Origin of the sequence: uncultured Tenacibaculum sp. (assembly GCF_947502995.1) — a bacterium.
Taxonomy (GTDB): Bacteria; Bacteroidota; Bacteroidia; order Flavobacteriales; family Flavobacteriaceae; genus Polaribacter.
In genome coordinates, this window is the sequence record NZ_CANNBW010000001.1 from 1 (window position 1) to 23099 (window position 23099).

Annotated in this window: 20 protein-coding genes; 11 read left to right on the forward strand and 9 right to left on the reverse strand. The window is 30.6% G+C overall.

Annotated elements, in window-relative coordinates; all coding sequences use genetic code 11:
* On the reverse strand, positions 1–2579 hold a 2579-nt coding region (locus Q1A46_RS00005; RefSeq protein WP_299672440.1), incomplete at its 3' end, for a PA domain-containing protein.
* Between the two features lie 64 nt (positions 2580–2643).
* Positions 2644–3981: a deoxyguanosinetriphosphate triphosphohydrolase gene (locus Q1A46_RS00010; RefSeq protein ID WP_299672443.1), complete on the reverse strand. Its 1338-nt coding sequence runs from the start codon at positions 3979–3981 to the stop codon at positions 2644–2646.
* 152 nt (positions 3982–4133) lie between these two features.
* On the opposite strand from Q1A46_RS00010, the gene Q1A46_RS00015 reads away from it, so the two are divergent.
* Together Q1A46_RS00015 and Q1A46_RS00020 are read left to right on the forward strand one after the other, a co-directional pair.
* Positions 4134–4658: a Panacea domain-containing protein gene (locus tag Q1A46_RS00015; RefSeq protein WP_299672473.1), complete on the forward strand. Its 525-nt coding sequence runs from the start codon at positions 4134–4136 to the stop codon at positions 4656–4658.
* Positions 4651–4983, forward strand: coding sequence for a hypothetical protein (locus tag Q1A46_RS00020; protein WP_299672476.1), 333 nt, complete (start codon positions 4651–4653; stop codon positions 4981–4983). The genes Q1A46_RS00015 and Q1A46_RS00020 overlap by 8 nt, the downstream gene beginning before the upstream one ends.
* A gap of 58 nt (positions 4984–5041) precedes the next feature.
* On the opposite strand, the gene Q1A46_RS00025 is transcribed toward Q1A46_RS00020, so the two are convergent.
* The 3 genes from Q1A46_RS00025 to trxA all read right to left on the reverse strand — a co-directional run bounded on the left by Q1A46_RS00025 (position 5042) and on the right by trxA (position 9357).
* Positions 5042–7432 (reverse strand): ribonucleoside-diphosphate reductase subunit alpha, encoded by a 2391-nt coding sequence (locus Q1A46_RS00025; RefSeq protein WP_299672479.1) that lies wholly within the window; start codon positions 7430–7432, stop codon positions 5042–5044.
* 90 nt (positions 7433–7522) lie between these two features.
* Positions 7523–8494 carry a ribonucleotide-diphosphate reductase subunit beta gene (locus Q1A46_RS00030; RefSeq protein ID WP_299672482.1) on the reverse strand — a complete coding sequence of 324 codons (972 nt, stop codon included), beginning with the start codon at positions 8492–8494 and terminating at the stop codon, positions 7523–7525.
* 503 nt (positions 8495–8997) lie between these two features.
* Positions 8998–9357 carry a thioredoxin gene (gene trxA, locus Q1A46_RS00035; RefSeq protein ID WP_299672485.1) on the reverse strand — a complete coding sequence of 120 codons (360 nt, stop codon included), beginning with the start codon at positions 9355–9357 and terminating at the stop codon, positions 8998–9000.
* Between the two features lie 146 nt (positions 9358–9503).
* Between trxA and Q1A46_RS00040 the strand changes: the two genes are divergently transcribed.
* The 4 genes from Q1A46_RS00040 (at position 9504) to Q1A46_RS00055 (ending at position 14020) form a co-directional block, all read left to right on the forward strand.
* Complete coding sequence (locus tag Q1A46_RS00040; RefSeq protein ID WP_299672488.1) at positions 9504–11657, forward strand: prolyl oligopeptidase family protein; 2154 nt, start codon at positions 9504–9506, stop codon at positions 11655–11657.
* A gap of 64 nt (positions 11658–11721) precedes the next feature.
* The gene (locus tag Q1A46_RS00045; protein ID WP_299672491.1) at positions 11722–12186 is read left to right on the forward strand and encodes a hypothetical protein; all 465 of its coding nucleotides are present in this window, start codon (positions 11722–11724) and stop codon (positions 12184–12186) included.
* Between the two features lie 104 nt (positions 12187–12290).
* The gene (locus Q1A46_RS00050; RefSeq protein WP_299672511.1) at positions 12291–13028 is read left to right on the forward strand and encodes a DUF3667 domain-containing protein; all 738 of its coding nucleotides are present in this window, start codon (positions 12291–12293) and stop codon (positions 13026–13028) included.
* Between the two features lie 65 nt (positions 13029–13093).
* Complete coding sequence (locus tag Q1A46_RS00055; protein WP_299672514.1) at positions 13094–14020, forward strand: ABC transporter ATP-binding protein; 927 nt, start codon at positions 13094–13096, stop codon at positions 14018–14020.
* On the opposite strand, the gene Q1A46_RS00060 is transcribed toward Q1A46_RS00055, so the two are convergent.
* Both Q1A46_RS00060 and Q1A46_RS00065 read right to left on the reverse strand, forming a co-directional pair.
* Positions 14010–14459 carry a 3-oxoacyl-ACP synthase gene (locus tag Q1A46_RS00060; protein ID WP_299672517.1) on the reverse strand — a complete coding sequence of 150 codons (450 nt, stop codon included), beginning with the start codon at positions 14457–14459 and terminating at the stop codon, positions 14010–14012. The genes Q1A46_RS00055 and Q1A46_RS00060 overlap by 11 nt on opposite strands.
* Positions 14456–15562, reverse strand: a complete 1107-nt coding sequence (locus tag Q1A46_RS00065) for an FAD-binding oxidoreductase (protein ID WP_299673180.1) — start codon at positions 15560–15562, stop codon at positions 14456–14458. The genes Q1A46_RS00060 and Q1A46_RS00065 overlap by 4 nt, the downstream gene beginning before the upstream one ends.
* Positions 15563–15645: 83 nt before the next feature.
* Between Q1A46_RS00065 and Q1A46_RS00070 the strand changes: the two genes are divergently transcribed.
* The 5 genes from Q1A46_RS00070 (at position 15646) to Q1A46_RS00090 (ending at position 20058) form a co-directional block, all read left to right on the forward strand.
* Positions 15646–16125 carry a hypothetical protein gene (locus Q1A46_RS00070; protein WP_299672520.1) on the forward strand — a complete coding sequence of 160 codons (480 nt, stop codon included), beginning with the start codon at positions 15646–15648 and terminating at the stop codon, positions 16123–16125.
* 104 nt (positions 16126–16229) lie between these two features.
* Complete coding sequence (locus tag Q1A46_RS00075; RefSeq protein WP_299672523.1) at positions 16230–17162, forward strand: hypothetical protein; 933 nt, start codon at positions 16230–16232, stop codon at positions 17160–17162.
* A 137-nt stretch (positions 17163–17299) separates the two neighbouring features.
* A complete protein-coding gene (locus tag Q1A46_RS00080) occupies positions 17300–18055 on the forward strand; it encodes an SDR family NAD(P)-dependent oxidoreductase (RefSeq protein ID WP_299672526.1) in 756 nt (251 codons plus the stop codon).
* On the forward strand, positions 18045–18917 hold the full coding sequence (locus Q1A46_RS00085) for an aldo/keto reductase family oxidoreductase (protein WP_299672528.1): 873 nt from the start codon (positions 18045–18047) through the stop codon (positions 18915–18917). Before Q1A46_RS00080 ends, Q1A46_RS00085 begins: the two co-directional genes overlap by 11 nt.
* 1 nt (position 18918) lies before the next feature.
* A complete protein-coding gene (locus Q1A46_RS00090) occupies positions 18919–20058 on the forward strand; it encodes an ATP-binding protein (protein WP_299672530.1) in 1140 nt (379 codons plus the stop codon).
* Here Q1A46_RS00090 and Q1A46_RS00095 read toward each other — a convergent pair.
* On the reverse strand, positions 20055–20678 hold the full coding sequence (locus tag Q1A46_RS00095) for a hypothetical protein (protein WP_299672532.1): 624 nt from the start codon (positions 20676–20678) through the stop codon (positions 20055–20057). The two genes, Q1A46_RS00090 and Q1A46_RS00095, sit on opposite strands and share 4 nt — an antisense overlap.
* An 88-nt stretch (positions 20679–20766) precedes the next feature.
* A complete protein-coding gene (locus Q1A46_RS00100) occupies positions 20767–22896 on the reverse strand; it encodes a T9SS type A sorting domain-containing protein (RefSeq protein ID WP_299672534.1) in 2130 nt (709 codons plus the stop codon).
* Positions 22897–23099 lie beyond the last annotated feature (203 nt).

Genomic DNA, 23099 nt, shown 5'->3' on the forward strand with positions numbered 1-23099 from the left:
TCATTTTCAGTAGCTCCAAATTCAATATCAGATATAGAACCTACAAACTCACTTCCTGTAATATCTGTCCAAGTAGGACTTGCAAAGTTAGCATTGTCAACTCTTAACAATTTTCCACTTTTTAAACCAACGAATAGTTTACTAGCACTAGTAGTAATTCTACTATGAGGAGATACTTTTAAATAAGAAGGTTCAGCATCCATTAAAACATCAGTTAAATCTTTTTTTGAAGTAGCATTAAATTTAAAATCTGAATATCTTCTAATTATAAAGTTTGAACCATTAGAGTAATTACTATATAGAATATCAAAATTAGAATCTAAATCTTCTTGGTTGATAAAATCTCCATTTGAGACGTCTTCATCACTAATAGTTACTCTTCGAATACCTGCCGAGCTTAAATCGAAGAATTGAATAGATCTATTGAAAACAAAATTTGTAATGTAGTAAGTGTCTCTTCCATCTTGATCAAAAAAACTGTAAGCTCCATCTCCTCCAGAAGTTTCTGTAGATGAACCAATATTGTCAGGAGCATCTGTAAATAGTTGTGTTCCGTTATCTTGTGCACCAGCTAAGAAATAATCTCCAGTAAATGCAGAAGTTGGAGCGACACCAATAGTGTAAAATTGAAGTGTATTATAATTATTTTTTCTAGGGAAAATATCTTCTCCAGCATTATTACTGATATACACTCCTCCATCGTTACTAAAAATTATTTTATTAGAAGAGGCAAAAGCAATAGCGTGTTGATCAGCATGAACTTCTTGAAAACCAAACCCGCCAAACCAATGAGATAATTGGTTCCATGTAGTACCTCCGTTTTCAGATTTAAATAAATCAATACCACCAGCATATACTGTGTTATCGTTATTAGGGTCAATTTTTATTAATAAATCATATCCTGCTTGTCCTCTTGTAAAATCATTAGCGTCTATACCTGTATCGGCATCATTAGGTAAAGAAACTTCTGTGATAGAATTAAATCCATCTACAGTTTTATGTATTTTAACAGGTTCTGCACTACTATTGATTTCTGTAAGTACGTAACCAATATTAGGATTTGAAGAAGAAAGTGTAATTTCTGTTCTATTTCCATTAGATATTGTATTAACTAGGTTAAAAGTGTTTCCATCAGTAGATTTTAATATGGTTCCACCTCCGTCACCATTAGAATTACTAGTAATTGTGCTTACATAAACTGAATTGTCAGCAGCTATTTCTATATTATTAGGCTCAAAATTATTACCGTTTGTTGTTTTTGGTAAATTTAATCTGTTAAAATTAACTCCATCAGTAGATTTATATACTCCAAAACTATCTCCACCAATCAAAGGACGTGTTGGAGTAGAACTAGAATAAACAGCATCTGCAACAGCTACATATATTTCAGATGTTCCACTATTATTTCTAATTGCTATATCATTTATATGTGTTACTCCTGGAACTAAAAAACTACCAGTCGCATTATCGTTAACTTTTCTTAAAGTCACATTAACAGGTTCCGTAGCTAGAGTGTTGATTAAAATATTTCCATCTGTTTGTGAAATCATTACAGATGGTATCGTTATACTAGGATCTGTCCCACTTTGTCCTATAGGATTTCCTGAAACATTATTAACAATAATAACAGCAATTGCTCCAGCGTTTTGAGCTTTTAGAACTTTATCTACAAAAGTACATCCACCTCTTCTTATTACAGCTATATTACCATTTATTTGTGAAGTATTCGTTATATTTTCACAAGCATCTTCTGTGGTTCCTGAGCCATCATCAACAAGAACCAAGTTAGCAGATACATTAGTGCTTAAGTTGCCACCGAAATTAGCTAGAATAGATGAATAATTATTGGATATTGAGCTAGGTGTATTTACAGTGACTTGAGAGTCGGTGTCCAAAAAAGCATCACCGGTAATACCCCCAAAAACTTTAAACCATGTGTTTCCTTTGTCTGTAGATTTCCATAGACCATTACCTGAAAATATTAAAGCACCAGAATAAGATTCACCAGTTCCTGCATAAAAGATATTGGAGTTATTAGGATCAACTGCTATAGATGAAACCGAAAGGTTTTCTGGAGCATTTAGTTGCTGCCATTGAGAGTTTGGGTTGCTAATATTCGTGTTTTTCCATAAGCCTCCACTAACTCCACCAGCAATAACTGTTTCTTTAGTAGCATCATTAGGATCAAATATTATAGCTCTTGTTCTTCCTCCTACATTATTAGGTCCTCTCTCTATCCAAGGATTATCAGCTGCATCTCCAGGTACTCTTTGTTTTATACTATTTAATCTTTCTTGTAAATCGTATACATTTTCTTTATGAACTCTTCCAGTAGAGGGATTAATTTCACTTAAGTATTTTTGTTCGAAATAAGCATTTGGAGGTAAACCAGCATCCTTTCTTTCTTGTCTGGATAAACTTCCAGTCTTTTGATAAGGGTGTTCTTTAAGGAATTTTGCATGACTTTTTCTTAATCTTTCAACATTATTTAATGTAGATTCCTTAGAATTAAAGTACAAAAAGCTACCAGCAGAAAACATTAATAAAGCTGATGCTGAAAAGAGTAGTTTTCGTTTCATTTGAGAGAAAATTAATTTTTTGCTAATTTACTAGCAGTTAATAGTTTTTTTAGCTTTTTTAACACTAACTAAGTAAATTTCCATTCACTTTTTTATACAAACGAATAGCGTATCCATCAGACATGCTAGCTATGTAGCTACAAATTTGCATAATTCTATCGTATAAATTTTCTTTAGGTTCTTGGTATTCTTCAGGAAGTAAATTCAGCACTAGTTTATCGTAATTAGATTGTTTTTCGTCATATTTATTATTTAAAGCGACGACAAAAACATCTAATAAATCTGCTATAATTTTATATCCTGAAACTTCTTTCTCAATAACTTCTTTACTCTTATAAATCTTTTCTACACTAATATTTATAATGTCACGTATTTGAGCTTCAAACTTACATTTGTCTAATAATGCATTATTGAATTTACCTTGTAAAATAGCTTCTTCATTATCTAAGAATATAGAAACAGCCTCACCAACTAGAGTATTAATTGCAATAGCTCTTAAATATGCAGTTCTATCTTTTTTATATTTTAAGGAATAATACTTATCTCTATTAATATTAGACACTAATTTAGACATATATTCTAATGCATAACTTTCATCAATTAAGCCAAGATTGATTCCGTCTTCAAAATCAATAATAGTATAGCAAATATCATCAGCAGCTTCTACTAAATAGGCTAAAGGATGACGGTGAAAAGCAATTTCATTTCTGTCCTTTTTTAGCATTCCTAAATCTTCAACTAAATCTAAAAAAGCTTCTTTTTCAGATTGAAAAAAACCGTACTTTTTATCAGAAATTTCTTTAGTTGGTTTTTTAGGAAGACTTTCTTTTGGGTATTTTATAAAGGCTCCTAAAGTAGCATACGATAAACGTAAACCACCAGGAGTTCCTGCTCTATTTTCAGTAACTATTTTTAAACCATTGGCATTTCCTTCAAAATCAATAATATCTTGATATTCTTTTTCTGTTAATCGCTCTTTGTATTGTTTTCCGTTACCTGTTTTAAAATATTCTCCAATAGCTTTTTCACCTGAATGACCAAAAGGAGGATTACCAATATCATGCATTACAGAGGCTGCTGCTACAATAGCTCCAAAATCGTTAAAAGTATATCCTAATTTTTTTAAGTTAGGATGTCGTTCTAATAATTCTTTTCCAACTCTTCTTCCTAATGTTCTTCCAACAACAGAAACTTCCAAGCTGTGTGTAAGTCTTGTGTGTACAAAATCAGTTTTCGATAATGGAATAACTTGTGTTTTATCTTGTAAACTTCTAAAAGGAGAAGAAAAGATAATTCTATCAAAATCAACTTCAAAACCTAAACGAGTTTCATCTTGCTGAATACGCTCACGTTTTTGTGTGTCACCATAACGTTTTAAAGAAAGTAATTGCTCCCAGTTCATTTATTCTAATAAATCAATTCGAAACAAAGTTATTTAATCTTTTTTCTTTATATTAGAGAAATGTGAGTAAACTTTAACTATTTGATTTTTAGCTTCAGAAATTGTATTTTTGTGCCATAGAAATTGAAAAAGGTTAAAAATTGTCACTACATTTGTATAAACAACACAGTATTAAAGGTATGGGAACAGCTAGCTCTGTGGCTAATGAATTTATAAGTCTTGCAAAACAGCACAATGTTGGTTTAACTAATATGAAATTAGTTAAATTGATGTATATCGCTCAAGGGCTTTCTTTATCTTTGTTAGAAAGGCCAATCTTTAATGATGATAGTATTGAAGCATGGAAATACGGTCCTGTAGTTCCAAGTATTTATCATGAGTTTAAGCATTTTAAATCAGGTCCTATTACGTCTAAGTCTATGGCTTTAAAAAACGAATGGGATAGTCCTTATGAACCTGCTTTAACAGATGAGGAAGATAAAAAAATTGTAAGGTTAACTTGGAATTTATATAAAGAGACTTCTTCTGAAGAGTTGGTAACTTCTACTCATAGGCCTGGAACTCCATGGAGTTTGACTTACAGGTATGGAGAAAATAGAGTGATAGGTGATCGATTAATAAAAAAATACTACGACGAATTCGTTGTTAACTTAAGAAAATACCTAAGAAGTGCATAATTCTGAGTTAGATGACTTGTTAAAAGGTGCCGGTGATACTGGTATTGAAGGTAAAGAATTAGATTTTGATATTAATTTAAATCTAACCCAGCAAGAGATTTCAGATAGAATTCAAGATAGAAATGAGCGTAAAAAATACGCCTACAGAACTTTCATTTTCTTAAGTGTCTTTACTTCTATTATATTATTTATTATAATCGCTGCTGGTTTTTCTACTCAGTTAAATTTCAAGTTAGATAATACTGTTTTAATTTCATTAATAACATCTTCTTTAGCTAGTGTTGTTGGTATTTTCATATTAGTAATGCGTTATTTATTTAGATAAAAAAAAGAGAAGTTTTTCAACTCCTCTTTTTACTCCCTTTTAAATTAAATTCAAAATTTTAAGAACCACACATTAAACAATCTTCTGGTCCTTCAGCATTTTTAGATGCTTCCACCATAGCTTTAAACTCGGCAGGACTCATTGGTTTATCTTCTTCTGTGTCCTTTTCTTTTGACAATGTAAACTGTATAGCGTTTACAGCAGATTTTGTACGTAAATAGTACATTCCTGTTTTTAATCCACTCTTCCAAGCATAGAAATGCATAGAAGTTAATTTACCAAAATCAGGATCTTTCATGAATAAGTTTAAAGATTGAGATTGATCGATAAAGTATCCTCTATGGCGAGCCATATCGATAATATCTTTCATACTCATTTCCCAAACTGTTTTATATAAGTCTTTAAGATCTTGTGGAATCGAATCTATATGTTGAATAGAACCATTAGCTCTCATGATATCTTCTTTCATATCATTGTTCCATAAGTTTAATTCAACTAAATCTTCTAATAAATGTTTATTTACAACAATAAACTCACCAGATAAAACTCTACGAGTATAAATGTTAGAAGTATATGGTTCGAAAGCTTCGTTGTTACCTAAAATTTGAGATGTTGATGCAGTAGGCATTGGAGCTAATAATAAAGAATTACGAACACCGTGTTCGATAACTTCATTACGTAATGATTTCCAATCCCATCTTCCGCTTAAATCTTCGTCTTTAATTCCCCACATATTATACTGGAATTCTCCTTCAGACATTGGAGATCCCTTAAATGTAGAGTAAGCTCCTTTGTTTTTAGCAATATCTTTTGAAGAAGTTACAGCAGCAAAATATAAGGTCTCGAAAATCTCTTGATTTAATTTCTTAGCTTCTTCACTTGTAAAAGGTAAACGAAGCATAATAAAAGCATCAGCTAAACCTTGAATACCTAATCCAACAGGACGGTGACGTGTATTTGAGTTTTCAGCTTCTACAACTGGGTAGAAATTCTCATCAATTACAGTGTCTAAGTTTCTGATTACTTTTTTAGTAACTTCAAATAATTTATCGTGATCAAAGAATTTGTTTCCGTTTTCATCTTCAGCAACAAACATAGGAATGGCAATAGAAGCTAAGTTACAAACAGCAACTTCATCCTCAGCTGTATATTCCATAATCTCTGTACAAAGATTAGAAGAACGAATTGTTCCTAAATTCTTTTGGTTTGATTTACGGTTAGCTGCATCTTTATATAACATGTATGGAGTTCCTGTCTCGATTTGAGATTCAAGAATTTTTTCCCATAATTCACGAGCTTTTATTGTTTTTCTACCTTTACCAGCTTGTTCGTAACTAGTATATAAACGCTCAAATTCTTCTCCGTAAGTATCGTATAAATGCGGACATTCATGTGGACACATTAGAGTCCAATCAGCATCTTCTTGAACACGTTTCATAAATAAATCAGAAATCCACATTGCATAGAATAAATCTCTAGCTCTCATTTCTTCTTTACCGTGATTTTTCTTTAAGTCAAGAAAATCAAAAATATCAGCATGCCAAGGTTCTAAATACATAGCGAAAGAACCTTTACGCTTTCCTCCACCTTGGTCTACATAACGAGCAGTATCGTTAAAAACACGTAACATTGGTACAATACCATTCGATGTACCATTAGTACCAGCAATATAACTACCTGTAGCACGGATATTATGAATAGATAAACCGATACCTCCTGCAGATTGAGAAATTTTAGCAGTTTGTTTTAATGTATTGTAAATACCATCAATACTATCATCTTGCATTTGTAATAAGAAACAAGAAGACATTTGTGGTTTTGGTGTACCAGAATTAAATAATGTTGGTGTAGCATGAGTAAAGTATTTTTTACTCATTAATTCGTATGTAGCAATTGCTTCATCAATATCTTCTTTGTGGATACCTATAGAAACACGCATCAACATTTGTTGAGGACGCTCAGAAATTTGTCCGTTTAATTTTAGTAAATAAGAACGCTCTAATGTTTTAAAACCAAAGTAATCGTAATTAAAATCACGACTATAAATAATAGTAGAGTCTAATTTATCAGCATTTTTCATGATGATTTCGTATACATCATCAGCTAATAAAGGAGCTTTCTTTCCTGTTCTTGGGTTAATGTAATTATACAAATCAGTCATTGTTTCGGTAAACGACTTTTTTGTATTCTTATGTAAGTTTGAAACGGCTATTCTTGCAGCTAATTTAGCGTAGTCAGGATGAGCAGTAGTCATAGTTGCAGCAACTTCAGCTGCTAAATTATCTAATTCAGAGGTAGTCACCCCATCATATAGCCCTTCGATAACTCTCATGGCTACTTTAACTGGATCAACAATACTGTTTAATCCGTAACACATCTTTTTTACTCTTTCTGTGATTTTGTCAAACATCACAGGTTCTTTTCTGCCGTCTCTTTTTACTACATACATGATAAATTTTGGTTTTATATAGGTTAGTCCTAGGGAGAATACTTCCCTAAGATATAATTGTTTTCAGATGTTATTTATGTGTGTAAGGCTTTAAAAATCAGCGTCAAAACTGATAGAGCCTGTTCCCCCAGATTTTACTCCTGCTTTTTGATATTCAGATACTCTTTTTTCAAAGAAATTGGTTTTTCCTTCTAGTGAAATCATCTCCATAAAGTCAAAAGGATTTGATGTATTATACTCCTTTTCACAACCAAATTCTAATAATAAACGATCTGTTACAAACTCTAAATATTGAGTCATTAAATTAGCATTCATACCTATTAAACTAACAGGTAATGATTCTGTGATAAATTCACGTTCAATGTCTAAAGCAGAAATTATTATTTCCTTAATTCTATCTTTAGAAACTTTATTTTGTAGATGATTATTGTGTAAGTGTACTGCAAAATCACAGTGCATTCCTTCATCTCTAGATATTAACTCATTTGAAAATGTTAATCCTGGTAATAAACCTCTCTTTTTTAGCCAGAAAATAGAACAGAAAGATCCTGAAAAGAAAATACCTTCAACAGCAGCAAATGCGATAAGTCTTTCCGCAAAAGAGTCAGATTCAATCCATTTTAAAGCCCAATCTGCTTTTTTCTTGATAGCAGGAAAAACTTCAATGGCTTTAAATAAATTATTTTTTTCATCATCATTTTTGATATAAGTATCAATTAATAATGAATACGTTTCAGAATGGATATTTTCCATCATGATTTGAAAACCGTAGAAAAATTTAGCTTCAGAATATTGAACTTCATTTACAAAATTTTCTGCTAAGTTTTCATTTACGATTCCATCAGAAGCAGCAAAGAAAGCTAAGATATGTTTTATAAAATAACGTTCATCATCTGATAATTTATTGTTCCAATCATCAAGATCTTGATGTAAGTCAATTTCTTCAGCTGTCCAAAAACAAGCTTGTTGTTTTTTATACCAGTCCCATAAGTCATTATGTTGGATTGGAAAAATAACAAATCGATCTTTATTTTCTTGTAAAATTGGTTCTAATACGGCCATTTTTGTACGTTCAAATTTTTGTTAAAAAGTTACTGCTAGGGGGAGAACAAAGATTCAAAATTTTGTGAGAAAAATAAAGCTATACTTATCCACAAACTCCTTGAAGTTTTTAACAAATAACCTAATTTTTAAAAAAACCACAAATAATTTTGGTTTATGTAAAATATTGTAAAACAATTATTTGTGTTGTCGTTTTTTGCTCAACTCCTTGTGTTTGTTGACATTCTTATTTTGAAAAAATTACGAAAAAAAGTTGTTGTTTTTTGAGAGAAAAAAAGACAATAAAAAAAGCAACGTCTGAGAAACGTTGCCTTTGATTCCATAATTCGAATAATCCCCAATATTACGATTTATGATTGTGTAAATGTTGAATACATAAAAGTACACCGCGAATATACACAGTTTACATAATTCGGAATTTATTTTTTGTATAAATGGTTAAATTTTATGTGTATTTGGTAAACAAAAGACATTGGATTTAAAAATAATACAATAAAATCGTCTTATTTAGATACTTTTAAAACATCTTCAATAATTTTTTCTATCTGTTGTTTAGGTAATGCACCATGTGCCATTTGAGGATCTTCACCTATTGGACAGAATAACATCGAAGGGATACTTCTAATTCCAAACATGGCAGATAATTCTTGTTCAGCCTCTGTGTCAACTTTGTAAATAACTACTTTGTCTTTATATTCTTCTCCTAGTTGTTCTAAAATTGGAGCTAACATTTTACATGGTCCACACCAATCGGCATAAAAATCTATAATTGCAGGTAATTTTCCTGAGTAATTCCATTTTTTATTTTCTTCATAGTTAAACACTTTTTCTAAAAATGTATCTTTTGATAATAATTCAGTCATTTTAATCTTGCTTAAGTTTTTAGTTTAGACGTTAAATGTAATAGAAATTACAGATATAGACTACAGATGTTAAAAAGCTCTTAAATTGTAACGTTTGATAAATTATTTAATCTAATTTTGAAAGTATTAACTAATCTATCTAAATAATGAAAAGAATATTTATACCAGTAATAACAGGGTTGTTACTTGTTGGATGTCAGCAAGAAAAACCCAAAAATGTAATAGAATTGAACTATCCAGAAACGGAGAAAGTACCAGTAGTAGACAAATATTTTGAAACAGAAGTAACGGATAACTACAGATGGTTAGAAGATGACAGAAGCGAAAAAACAGAAGCATGGGTAAAAGCAGAAAATGCTGTAACATTCGATTATCTTGATAAAATTACTTACAGAGATCAACTAAAAGAAAGATTATCTGAACTTTGGAACTATGAAAAATTAGGAGTTCCATTTGAGAGAGGTGATTATACGTATTTCTACAAAAATGATGGTTTACAGAATCATTATGTATTGTACAGAAAAAATAAAGAAGGAAAAGATGAGGTTTTCTTAGATCCTAATGCTTTTTCAGAAGATGGAACGACTTCTTTAAGTACAGCAAGTTTTTCAAAAGATGGAAAAACATTAGCTTACGCAATTTCAGAAGGTGGTAGTGATTGGAGAAAGATCATTATTATGGATGTAGAAAGTAAAGAAATTAAAGAAGATACTTTGGTTGATGTGAAGTTTTCGGGAATTTCATGGAAAGGTAACGAAGGATTTTACTATTCAAGTTATGATAAACCGAAGGGAAGTGAATTATCAGCTAAAACAGATCAACATAAATTATACTATCACAAGTTAGGTACAAGTCAGAAATCAGATAAGGTCATTTTTGGTGCAACAGCCGAAGAAAAGCACAGATATGTAGGAGGTACAGTTACAGAAGATGGTAAATACCTTTTTATATATCCTAGAATTTCTACATCTGGGAATAAATTATTAATGAAAGACTTGTCTAAAGAAAATAGTCCAATTGTTACAATATTAGGTGATGCTGGTAGCGATACTTATGTGATAGAAAACGAGGGTAGTAAATTGTTTTTAGTAACAAACTTAGATGCTCCAAATAAAAAAATAGTAACTGTTGATGCTGCTAATCCAGGTGTAGAAAACTGGAAAGATTTTATACCTGAAACAGAGAATGTGTTAAGTCCATCTACAGGTTCAGGGTATTTCTTTGCTAGTTATATGGTCGATGCAGTTTCTAAAGTATTTCAATATGATTATGAAGGAAAATTGATTCGCGAAATTGAATTGCCAGGTGTAGGTTCTGCTGGTGGTTTTGGAGGAAAAAAAGAAGCAAAAGAATTGTATTTTTCTTTTACAAATTATAAAACTCCAGGAACATCTTATCAGTTAAATCCAAAAGATGGTACCTATAAAAAATATTGGAAACCAAATATTGCTTTTAATTCAGATGAATATGAAAGTAAGCAGGTTTTTTACACTTCTAAAGATGGAACAAAAGTTCCTATGATTATCACACACAAAAAAGGAATTGAACTTAATGGAAAGAACCCAACTATTTTATATGGTTACGGAGGATTCAATGTGAGTTTAACTCCTAGTTTCAGTATAACAAATGCTGTTTGGATGGAACAAGGAGGTGTTTATGCTGTTCCAAACTTACGCGGAGGCGGTGAATACGGAAAGAAATGGCATAAAGCAGGAACTAAAATGCAAAAGCAAAATGTTTTTGATGATTTTATTGCTGCAGCTGAGTTTTTAATTAAGGAAAAGTACACATCTTCAGATTTCTTAGCTGTAAGAGGTGGTTCTAACGGAGGATTATTAGTTGGTGCGACTATGACACAGCGTCCAGATTTAATGAAAGTAGCGTTACCAGCAGTAGGAGTTTTAGATATGTTACGTTATCATACATTTACAGCAGGAGCAGGTTGGGCATACGATTATGGAACAGCAGAAGATAACAAAGAGATGTTCGAATATTTAAAAGGGTATTCACCAGTTCATAATGTAAAGTCAGGAGAAGAATATCCAGCTACAATGGTTACAACAGGAGATCATGATGATCGTGTAGTTCCAGCTCATAGTTTCAAGTTTGCTGCAGAGTTACAAGAAAAGCAAAAAGGAACTAATCCAGTATTGATCAGAATTGAAACTAATGCTGGTCACGGTGCAGGAACTCCTGTAGCTAAAAGAATAGAACAGAGTGCAGATATTTTCGGATTTACATTATTCAATATGGGATTTGAAACTTTACCGTATTCTCCAAAAACGAAAGTTAAAGGTTAATTCCTGTAACATTTTATCTAAAAACGATTCTTATATAGTGTAAAACAAATTAATTAAATCGTTTATGGAAATTATAGAATTGAAAAAAAATAATCAGTTGACTCAGAAAGAAACAACGAAGAAAGCATTTTCTAATTTAGAAAAAACTTTAGTTGCTTTAAGAGGGTTAGATTTACCAGAAGATTCTGTGATAAAAATTAATGATAAAATTAAATTGATTAATTCTTTTCAAGAAAGTAACGAAAGAAAATTTAGAAGAAAACTGTTAATTCAAAAGAGTAACATTATTCATCTTCTGGTAAAAGAACATGGTTTAGTTCCAGAAAAATACTATCAAAACCAATGGTTTGCTATAGGTATGTCGACATTTGGAATTCCATTAGGTTTAGTTTTTTCTTCCGCTATTGGTAATACCGCTTTTTTAGGTTTTGGTCTTCCGCTTGGGATGTTAATAGGTTCTATGATTGGAAAACAAAAGGACGAAAAAGCTAAAAAGGAGGGAAAGCAAATAAACTTATTATTTAGATAAAATGTGATACATAATATTAAAAACCGATACGAGAGTGTCGGTTTTTTTATTGAAATCAAGTGTGTAGATTTCTGTATTTTTGGATGTTATTTTAATTTTTCTTCATGAATTGTAAAAACTGTAATGCAGAGGTTAATGGTAATTTTTGTTCAAATTGTGGACAGAAAACAAACGTAGGTATAATTGATTTTAAATATCTATTATCAGAATTAAACAATTCATTTTTTCAGGTAGATCATGGCTTCTTTTATACAATAAAACAATTAGCAATAGCACCAGGAAATAGTATTAAAGATTTTATAAATGGAAAAAGAAAAAACTATTTTAAGCCTATAACTTTTGTGCTAGTTTTATCAACAGTTTATGCTTTAATTGCTGGTTTTTTTGATGAAAGAACTATGCTTGGTGATTTTGTGTCAGGCTGGAATAATTATGAAAATTCTAAAGTCGGCTCTAATGACAAAATACTTGTTTTTCAATGGTTGGTTAAGAATTATGCATACGCTATGTTGTTATTTTTACCTGTGTTTTCTTTCGGTTCTTATTTGTCTTTTAGAAAGCATAAATACAATTATTTTGAACATTTAGTGTTGAACTCTTTTATAACTGGTCAACAAGCAGTTATTTATACTTTTTTTCTCATTTTAAAATCAATTACAAAAGGCAGTGTTTTTATAGAGACAATTTATATGTTGTTTGTTTTAGGTTATGTTTTTTGGAGTTATTTACAGTTTTTTAATAATTATAAAAAGTTAAAAACGATTCTTCTAACAATTCTTACCTATGTGTTTTATTTAATTTTTATGAGTTTAATAGGTCTTGTTTTATCACTTTTAATATGAAATTTAGTTCAATAAGTTTATAAATCTATAGAGGTCTTTCTTAGAATAGGTTTATTTTTACACTCATGCTACAAGTAAATAATATTACATTTTCATATTCAGAAAAAAAGAAAATTCTTAAGAATATCAGCTTGAAAATTTCAGAAGGCGAACATTTAAGTGTTATGGGTGAAAGTGGATGTGGAAAATCAACATTATTGAAAGTTATTTACGGATTATTAGATCTTGATGAAGGAAATATCTTTTGGAAAGATCAAGAAGTTTTAGGTCCAGCTTATCATTTAGTTCCTGGAATGGATTTTTTTAAATACGTTCCTCAAAACTTCGATTTAATGCCTTACATAACAGTTGCAGAAAACATCTCAAAATTCTTATCTAGATTTTATCCAGAAGAGTCTGAAAGAAGAACAAATGAATTGTTAGATGTTATAGAAATGAAAGCGTATGCAAATGAAAAAGTAAAAAACTTAAGTGGAGGCCAGCAACAGCGTGTCGCAATAGCAAAAGCTTTAGCAAAGGAGCCAGAATTATTATTGTTAGATGAACCTTTTAGTCAGATTGATAATTTTAAAAAAAATGCTTTAAGAAGAAATCTTTTTTCGTATCTAAAAAAGAATAAAATTGCTTGTATAGTAGCAACTCACGATGGTAACGATGCTTTGTCATTTTCAGATCAGTTAATTGTAATTCAACACAATAAAATTATAGCTTCCGGAACTCCATCTGAATTGTATCAAAAAAGAAACAATAAATATGTGGCAGCTCTATTTGATGATGTAAACGAAGTTGTAATTAATAATGAAACAAAACTGTTTTACCCACATCAAATAAAGTTTGTAGAAGATTCAGAATTTAAAGTAAAAGTACTTAAGAATTATTTTAAAGGATTTTACTGGTTGGTTGAAGTAGCTTACGATAGCCAAAGTCTTTTTATTGCTAGTGAATTTGAATTAGAAGTTAGATCGGAAAGGTTTATCAATTTTAGAGAATAGATTGTATTGTTATCGAGTTTCCATTGAAAACAACTTTATCGCCTTCCTTTTTACCCAAGAACATTTTTCCAATTGGTGAAGAACTAGAAATAATAAAATAATCTTTATTATCAATAGTTGTTTTACCTAAACTTATTGCGATAAAGTAATTTATTTTTTCAGTGATAATAACACTACCTAAACGGACTAAATCGTGAGAATTTGCGGTATCAACTTTAGCTAAAGTTTCTTTCATTTGATGTACGACAGCAATTTGCTGACTAGCTTTTTCCATTTCTAATTGCAGCATAGCTCGTCCAGTTTCATGCTTGTCACCAGCCGAACTTTTGGTTTCAGATAGTAATGCTTTTTTGTTGGAATTTATAATTTCTTGTATTGTTTGTTCTCGTTTTTCAACATAAAAAACACATTCTTGATATAGTTTTTCTTTTATACTCATAATAAATCCGCTAATTCTTGTCCGATTAAACTACCAATAGCAACACCCATTCCGCCTAATCGTATTCCGCAAAATACATTTTCTGATATTGGTTTTACGATACTTTTTTTCTGATTTCCTATTCCCATAATTCCGCTCCATCGATGATCAATTTCAAAAGCGGTATTTGGTAAAATAGTATTCTTTAAAATTTCTTCTAATTTCTTTTGAATCAATTCTGTTAGAGAAAACTCAGTGGTTTCTTCAGTTTTAAAATCTAAATTTCTACCACCTCCAAACAAAATACGATCATTAATATTTCTAAAATAATAATATCCTTTGTCTAAATGAAAAGTTCCTTTAATATGAAGGTTTTTAATAGGTTCTGTAATTAAAACTTGAGCTCTAGCTGGCTTAATATCCTCATTTAATAAAGTTTTAGAAAATCCATTTGTGGCGATAAAAACTTTATTTGAATTAAAGGTTAGTAAGTTAGTTTTTATATGAACAGCGTTTTTGTGATCTTGAATTTCCTCAACAGTAATATTGTTGATGATTTTAACTCCAAGTGATTGAACTTTTTTAAGAAGTTCATGCATCATTTTTCCTGTGTCAATCTGACCTTCGTAATTATTTATAATATATTTCTCTTCAATTTTTTTGAAGTTAAAAGTATTGCTTGATGTTGAAAATACGGGAGTATCAAAAACACCTGAAAGTAACTTATTAATTGTTTCTTTTTGAGACAAACAACTATCTAAAAGTTCCTTGTTTTGAAACAATTCAAAACCTTTGTTTTGTTGAAAATCAATATTTTTATCACCTAAGTTTTTTCGTAATAATTGTAAGCCATTCCAACGTTTTTTAACTAAGCCTAACACTTCATCTTCTGTGTGATTTTGTAAATCATCAACAAGTTCAGATAAACTTCCAAAACAAGCAAATCCAGCATTTTTAGTGCTTGCACCATGAGGTAAAATACCTTTTTCTACAATTAAAATATTTGATTTAGGAAATCGTTGTTTTAACTGTAAAGCACAATTTAATCCTACAATTCCACTACCAACTATGGTATAGTCTACATTTGTAAACCATTCTTTAATTTCCCAATAACTTAGTTGTATCATGCGTTAAAACTATAAAAAAGGTTTCATTTAAATTTGTACATTGGTATGATCCTTGAAAAAACATTTAGAAAATACATATTATGAAGATAATTAAGAGCAAAAAGATAATTTTCCCACTTTTTATTTTGGCTATTGTGAGTTGCGGAAGCTACCAATTTGAAAAGAAGCCACCTTTTAAGGTTTTATCAGGAACGTACACAAGTTGGGTAGGAGGTGTGCGAGGTGTTTCTGGAGTTAATATCAATATTGTATATTCTGCTGAACAAAAAATAAAGTTTGAACATATATTTTACAGAGGAAGGAAAGCACCAGTAAGTTATAAGGAAAATGGAAATCAAACTTCAATATTAGGACAGTTTAGAAATCAATCTGATGATTTTCAATTACATGAAGATCCAAAAAATGAATATGGAAATACGCCTCCAAAAGATACCTCTAAAGAAGATTTTCCATTTAAATTAGACGGAAATGAAGTTGTGATAAGTTATATAGAAAAAGGCGAGGTAAAGTATTTTAAATACAGTGGGTTAACTGAAGGTGAACAAGTGTTGTATCAATAAAAATAAATAAGAAAAATAGTTTAATAAAGTCGTTCGAAAGAGCGGCTTTATTTTTTTGGCACGTATTTTGAAATTATTTCCATATAACCGTAAAACTTAAACTTATGAAAACAGTAAAATTACTTTTAACGCTATTTGTAGCCGTCACAACTTTAACTTCTTGTGTTGTAAGAAATGAAGAAATCATTGTAGAAAATATTGTGCCTACAGAAGCAATTGTTTCTGGTTATGATTTATGGTATGTAGATTTTCACAGAACTCAAGGAAGTGCAGAAATTCCATTTTTATCAAAAGCATTTACAGTTTCTTTTTTAAATGGAAATATGTATGCAAACAATAATATTGTTGATATTGGTTTAACAGGAAATGGGTTGGGAATAAATGTAGGAAGTTATAGAACTTTTGATGATGGAGTTATTGAAACTTTTCACACACAAGACGGAAATTACAGTTTTGAAGTGATAGAATTAAGTAATAATGAAATCCGATTAAATGATTTAAATAATAATGTGAGTTATTTTTTAATAGGTTACCAAAGAAACAATTTTGATTATGACAAGTTGTTTTATGACAATATTGAGTTCTTTTTACAAGAGTATGTTGCTTGGGAAAGAGTAGCCACTAGAAATGGTGCACCAAATCCGTTTGATAATGAGCGTTATTTACAATTTACGCCAGAAAATAATACAACTTTTTACTCATCTCACGATAATTTTGGCACAAATGTTGCTTCTATTAATTGGGACTTTGTAGGGAGCTATACAATAGATGATATAAGGGATTACGACGATCTTAAGTTTTTAACACTAAATTATGATGGAGGAGATACTGAAGAGTTTGAACTGAGCGTTGTTAATGATGGTGAGATAGAATTATACCATATCAGTACAGGAACAACATATGTATTTAATGGTAGAGGATTCATTCAGTTCTTAAAAGGAGAAAATGCAAATGGTTCTAAAAAACCAGTAAGGAATAGTAATAGAAAACGTACTAAAGTAAAAAGAAAAGAAATTACAAGAAAAGTATTAAAATAAAGTTTGGTTAGTTGATTTTTGGTTGGTTATTCTTAAATAACCAATTAGAGATGCCGCCCCAGGAGGGCGGTTTTTTCTTTTTATATAACTTAAGGTTTACATTAAAAGTTTTACTTTTATAGTAAATAATAAAATTTATGTCAACCGTACTAATTACTGGTGCTACATCTGGAATAGGTAAAGCTTGTGCTTATGTATTTGCAGAACAGAATTATAATTTAATTTTATGTGGTAGAAGATCAGAAAAATTAAATGAATTAGAAAAAGAGCTATCAAAACAAACCAAAGTACACACACTTCAGTTCGATGTACGTTTTAGAGAGGATGTTTTTAAAGCTATTGAGAGTATTCCATCAGAATTTAAAGCGATAGATATTTTAATTAATAATGCAGGAAATGCCCACGGATTACATTCAATTCAAGAAGGTAGTTTAGATGATTGGGATGCTATGATTGATGGTAACGTAAAAGGCTTGTTATATGTTTCTAAAGCAATAATTCCAACAATGATAGATAGAAACCAAGGTTTTATTGTAAATATTGGATCTATTGCTGGGAAAGAAGTATACCCGAACGGAAATGTATATTGTGCTTCAAAATTTGCTGTAAATGCTTTAAATAAATCAATGCGATTAGATTTAAATCAATACAATATTCGAGTAAGCGGAATTCATCCAGGTTTAGTAGAAACAGAGTTTTCTGATGTTCGTTTTAAAGGAGATTCAGAAAGAGCAAAGCAAGTTTACAAAGGTTACAAGGCACTTCAAGCGGAAGATATTGCAGATATTATTCATTTTGTAGTCACAAGACCATATCATGTAAACATAGAAGATTTAATCGTTTATCCAACAGCACAAGCAAGTGCTACAATGTTAAATAAGAATGAAAACTAAACTTTCAGATATTATAATAGGCTGCATGTCTTGGGGTGTATGGGGTAAAAACTTCTCAACTAAAGAAATGACCGATCTTATACATTTTTGTGTTGAAGAAGGAAATATTACTTTCGATCATGCAGATATTTATGGTGGATATACAACTGAAGCAGCTTTTGGAAAAGCATTTGCTGAAAGTGGTATAGAACGAGAGCAAATTCAATTGATATCTAAATGCGGAATTCAATACATCACAGAAGAAAGGCCAGATAATAGAGTTAAATTTTACGATTATTCTAAAGAATATATCATTTGGAGTGTAGAACAATCTTTAAAGAATTTAAAAACAGATTATTTAGATGTTTTACTGTTACACAGGCCAAGTCCTTTAATGCAATCTGAAGAAATTAATGAGGCAGTTGTTAAACTTCAGGAAGAAGGAAAAATTATAGATTTTGGAGTTTCAAACTTTACTGCAAGTCAAATGGAGTTGTTAAAGAAGAAAACTCCATTAACATGTAATCAATTAGAGTTTTCGTTGGTTCAAAATTCAGCAATAGATCAAGGTACTTTAGATTATCTAATTAAAGAAGATATGAAAGTAATGAGTTGGAGTCCTCTAGGAGGTTTCTTTGGTTTAGAAACTGAGCAAGCAGAGAGAGTTCAACAGGTTTTAAAACCAATGTGCGATAAGTATAATGCAACTAGCGATCAGTTATTATTAGCTTGGATTTTAAAACATCCTTGTAATGTTGCTCCGGTTATTGGTACCTCGAATAAAGAAAGAATAAAAATGTCAAACCAAGCTTTACAAATTAATCTAGATTTACAAGATTGGTTCGTGCTTTATGAGGCTAGTAGAGGTCATAAAGTAGCTTAGTATGATTAATAAAAGGCTGCTTATAAAAAATTTGCTTTCTCATAATGATGAAAACAGTTTTTACGATAAAAAACAACGACTTTCATTAGGTAGTAAAGAAGGAAAAGCAAAGTTTATAAAACATATATGCGCCTTATCTAATTCTAATCCAGAAAATAATTCATATATCTTAATTGGTATTCGTGATGAAGACAATGAAGTAATAGGTGTTGACTTTTTTGATGATAGTAAAATTCAAAATTTAGTTAACGCCTATTTAATAAATCCACCTAATATTCAATACGAAAACATACCTTTTCCAGGTTTACCTCGGTATAAAGTTATAGGATTAGTTACCATTCATCCTAAAGAGAAAATTTCTCATTTATCTAAGTTTATATGGAAATATCCTAGAGGAACTGTCTTTTACAGAAGAGGAAGTAATTCAATGCCATTACTGGAAGAATTCAAACTACCTAATAGTAATAGAGAAATTGTAGAGTCTATTGAGAAAAATGCTAGAAATAATATTGAACTAACACTCGATGGAGTTTTCGATTTTTTTAATAGACATAAAGACGAATATCATCCTAAATATAAAGTTTTTAAGGAACAGTTTGTTTTATGCTGGGCAGGAAAAAAAACAATGGTAAATGAAGAAGAGTTTTATTCTAGAGTTGATATTGAATTAATCAATGAGCAAGTACAGCTTTTTTATTCAGCATTAGATGAAGTAAAAATCAAAATAAACCATCATTCTTTTATAATTATAGAATATATAACTTTAGGTTTAGAGAAAGACGAGGTAAAATATCCGTTAGAAAAAACAATTGTTCATTTTAAAAATAACGGAAAACTAGATATCATAAAAGAATTTTTATTTGAGCCTCCAACTTACGACAGTAAGATTATTAATCATATTTACGAGAATAGTAATAATATAGTTAACAATATTGAAAATAATATCCCTTTATCAGTAACAGAGCATGAAGATGTATATCGATTACCTAACAACTATTTAATCTGTTATTTAAACGGATTTTTAGATGCTAGAGAACAATTAGAAAAAGCTAAAGATTATATAAAAAACTTAGAAGATAAAACGACTTATATTAAATATAAGGAAGTAAATAGAGTACTTAGAAAAGTAAAGTATCATTAACTTCTTTTGTAGTCAGAATTAACCAGACATTTATTGTTTTTCCACCTTCCTTTCAAAGAATCAGGTTTAATTAATTTTCCATCACACGTTAAGAACTCGCCTTTTTGGTTTTTCTTAATAACTTTCATTTTTCCTTTTTTAATGGTGTTAATTACTTTGTAGATAAGTCCGTTTCTGGGAGTTTTACAATTTTTAGTAGTTAAAGAAAGTCCCACATCATTATTAAATAAATCCATTTCAGAAGAAATCTCATCAGGAACAACACCTTCTTCTAATTTTCGCTTTTTATACATTAAATAATTTTCTTTCTCGTGTGCTTTGCCAAGAGATTTTGCAGCAGATTTTCCTAATTCTTGTCGTAGCCTAGCCATCCAATATCCATGTCTAAAAGCATCTACTTGTCCACCAGCATGATCACCATCTAATAAATTAGTTTTTCGAATACTATCTGAAACACGATTAGCTTCTTTAGAAATTTCCAAAGCTTTTTTTGCTTTAAAAGGATGGAAAATAACCCACCATTTTTTAGGAGAAGAAAGCTTTTTGAATTTTTTGTAGTTAGATTGAGAAAATCCAAAAGTTACAGATAAACCAAGAATTAGAAAGAAAACTTTTTTCATGATAAGAAAGATACTATGTTTTTTATAAATGAAAAAGAGAGGTTTTATCCTCTCTTTTTACCAACAATATATTATAAAGTATAATTCATTATTTAATAATTAATCTTTGTGTAGCTACTTTATTAGATTCTACTACTTTTAAGATGTACATTCCTGAACTAATAGATGAAACATTTACATCTTTTTTAGTTCCTGAAACAGAAGTTTCATATACTTTTTTACCAATCATGTTAAAGATTTGAATGTCTTTTACATCAACTGAAGCAGAAGTAAGTGTGAATGTTTTGTTATTTGTAGGGTTAGGATACACTCCAAAACCATCTATTTCATTTTCTATTACAGAAGCTGTAGAATTATCTTTAGGAGTAACTTCAGCCCAAGTTTTAGCTATTCTTAATTCATCAATTTCAATAGTAGGAGTTTCATTTGTTGAATCCTGTCTTAAAATAAAAGTGTTAATAGAAGATGGTGCGTTTGTGTCATTTCCTCCTAAATCTGCTGTAGGTGCAGCTCCTTCAAAAGTTGCAACATCTGGATTAATCCATAAGCTTACAACATCATTATCTAAATCGTAAGCCATTACGATAAATAATACATCTCCTAAATTATAAGTAGATGTTGTAAAAGGAGGATTTGAGCTTTCTGGTCCAAAACCAATATCAAATGTAGTTCCGCTAGTGTCTGGATTCGGTCTAACCCATAATCTAGCATCATAAGATGATGTGCCTGCAGCTAAACCAGCAAAATATCCACCATCTGCAGTGTCAGGATTACTACCAGTTTGGAAAGCAGAAATTTTTAATAGAAAAGAACTATATATTGTACCTGAAGATACATCAGTAAATTTAGTAAAAGATTCAGCTCCTGATCCATTAAACGTAATTTTATTTCCTTCGGAAGGCTTTAGTCCACTATAAGTTAAACTACCTGTAGTAGTAACTATGTCATCTCCAGAGTTTACACTTTCCCAGTCTGCTTGATCAGATAAAACAGAGGTGTCAGCATAATCAAAGGTTTCAATAAAAGGTAAGCCTTTACAGGTTGGACTTGAAATATTTCTCGTAAAATCACAACTACTATTGCTAGTATCTCCTTTAACAGTAAAAATAATATTTGTTCCTTCGGTTATTCCAGAGATAGTAATTGTTCCTGTTGCCATCATTGAAGGATTATCTCCTCCTATTGTTCCATTGTCAGTTGTTAACATATAAGTTGAGGTTCCTCCTCCTGTGAAATCAATAGAAACATTGTAAGTGTCTATACCAGAAGTTTCTGCAACACATGATGTTGTGATCGTACTGATTTGAATGTCACAAGGAAGTCCTACAGTAAAAGAAATTGTTTGATTAACAGGAGTTGATAAAGCATTTCCAGCATTATCAACTAACTCCATAAATACTTCGTAAGTTGTTCCGCCTGTAGTAGCAAAAGTGATGTCATCAGTATCAAATTTATCAGCTTGAGCTACACTATTTAATGTCCACTTTATATAACCGTCTCCTGTACCTCCTGCAGCAATGTTGAAATTACTTACTGAAAACTTAACTGTTGCCATATCTGTAAAAGATATTGTAGATCCGTTTGAAGGAGAACTGATTGTTAATGAAGGTGTCGTAGAAGCTGTGGCTGTGTATGTTCCAACAGGAAATACAGAAGAACAGTCAGCGTTTATTCCAGAATCATCACTTTTATCACATCCATCAACAGCATTTGGTCCACTAAATGTCCATTGATTTGGATCAAAAGTAGCACTTGGTCCTTGCCCGTCTTTTCTGTATGCCCATCCATCGACATAATCCCAATCTTTACCAGTACCATCTTCACCAATCCTTCCTAATAGATCTTCGATTGTTCCATTTTTATACAAAATCACAGTATCATCCCCATTTACGTTTATTACATTATCAACATATTGAGGGGTTATTCCTAAATACTGATTAATAAGTGTATCTTCAAAGGATAAGTAAATGTATGAACCTGCTGTTACCGCATCAGCAGGAAATGTATACTCAGCTCCAGCCGCAGCGGCACCATTTGTTGTAGATTCAATACCATAAATACTTAAATCAGCAATGTTATTTACTGCATATAATTCAATAGCTTTTGGAGCACCTGAAGGTAAAGGGCCATCAATAGCTCCAGTTATAATTAAGTCCTGAGAAAAAGCAGAACTAAATAAAAAAGTTAGTAAAAAAGTTAAAAAGTAATTTTTTTTCATGTTATCCCGTTTTAAAAAAAATGCTCTCAAAATTAGGGAATTATCCGACTTTTTGTTAGTTTTTTTAGATTAATTTAATGTTAAGCGTCTAATGTTTAATAATTAGATAAAACATTTTTATTAATATTAAATCAACATTAACTTAAAATCTCTTTAACTGTTTTTGTTAATTTATCGTTACTTTTGGGTTGTTTTGCACAATA

Bases quoted from the DNA above. Each gene is read 5' to 3' on its own strand.
- Q1A46_RS00075 (WP_299672523.1), top strand. From the start codon at position 16,230: ATGAAAACAGTAAAATTACTTTTAACGCTATTTGTAGCCGTCACAACT.
- Q1A46_RS00045 (WP_299672491.1), top strand. From the start codon at position 11,722: ATGGAAATTATAGAATTGAAAAAAAATAATCAGTTGACTCAGAAAGAA.
- Q1A46_RS00085 (WP_299672528.1), top strand. From the start codon at position 18,045: ATGAAAACTAAACTTTCAGATATTATAATAGGCTGCATGTCTTGGGGT.
- Q1A46_RS00090 (WP_299672530.1), top strand. From the start codon at position 18,919: ATGATTAATAAAAGGCTGCTTATAAAAAATTTGCTTTCTCATAATGAT.
- Q1A46_RS00060 (WP_299672517.1), bottom strand. From the start codon at position 14,459: ATGAGTATAAAAGAAAAACTATATCAAGAATGTGTTTTTTATGTTGAA.
- Q1A46_RS00095 (WP_299672532.1), bottom strand. From the start codon at position 20,678: ATGAAAAAAGTTTTCTTTCTAATTCTTGGTTTATCTGTAACTTTTGGA.
- Q1A46_RS00080 (WP_299672526.1), top strand. From the start codon at position 17,300: ATGTCAACCGTACTAATTACTGGTGCTACATCTGGAATAGGTAAAGCT.
- Q1A46_RS00050 (WP_299672511.1), top strand. From the start codon at position 12,291: ATGAATTGTAAAAACTGTAATGCAGAGGTTAATGGTAATTTTTGTTCA.
- Q1A46_RS00055 (WP_299672514.1), top strand. From the start codon at position 13,094: ATGCTACAAGTAAATAATATTACATTTTCATATTCAGAAAAAAAGAAA.
- Q1A46_RS00040 (WP_299672488.1), top strand. From the start codon at position 9,504: ATGAAAAGAATATTTATACCAGTAATAACAGGGTTGTTACTTGTTGGA.
- trxA (WP_299672485.1), bottom strand. From the start codon at position 9,357: ATGACTGAATTATTATCAAAAGATACATTTTTAGAAAAAGTGTTTAAC.
- Q1A46_RS00025 (WP_299672479.1), bottom strand. From the start codon at position 7,432: ATGTATGTAGTAAAAAGAGACGGCAGAAAAGAACCTGTGATGTTTGAC.
- Q1A46_RS00030 (WP_299672482.1), bottom strand. From the start codon at position 8,494: ATGGCCGTATTAGAACCAATTTTACAAGAAAATAAAGATCGATTTGTT.
- Q1A46_RS00100 (WP_299672534.1), bottom strand. From the start codon at position 22,896: ATGAAAAAAAATTACTTTTTAACTTTTTTACTAACTTTTTTATTTAGT.
- Q1A46_RS00070 (WP_299672520.1), top strand. From the start codon at position 15,646: ATGAAGATAATTAAGAGCAAAAAGATAATTTTCCCACTTTTTATTTTG.
- Q1A46_RS00010 (WP_299672443.1), bottom strand. From the start codon at position 3,981: ATGAACTGGGAGCAATTACTTTCTTTAAAACGTTATGGTGACACACAA.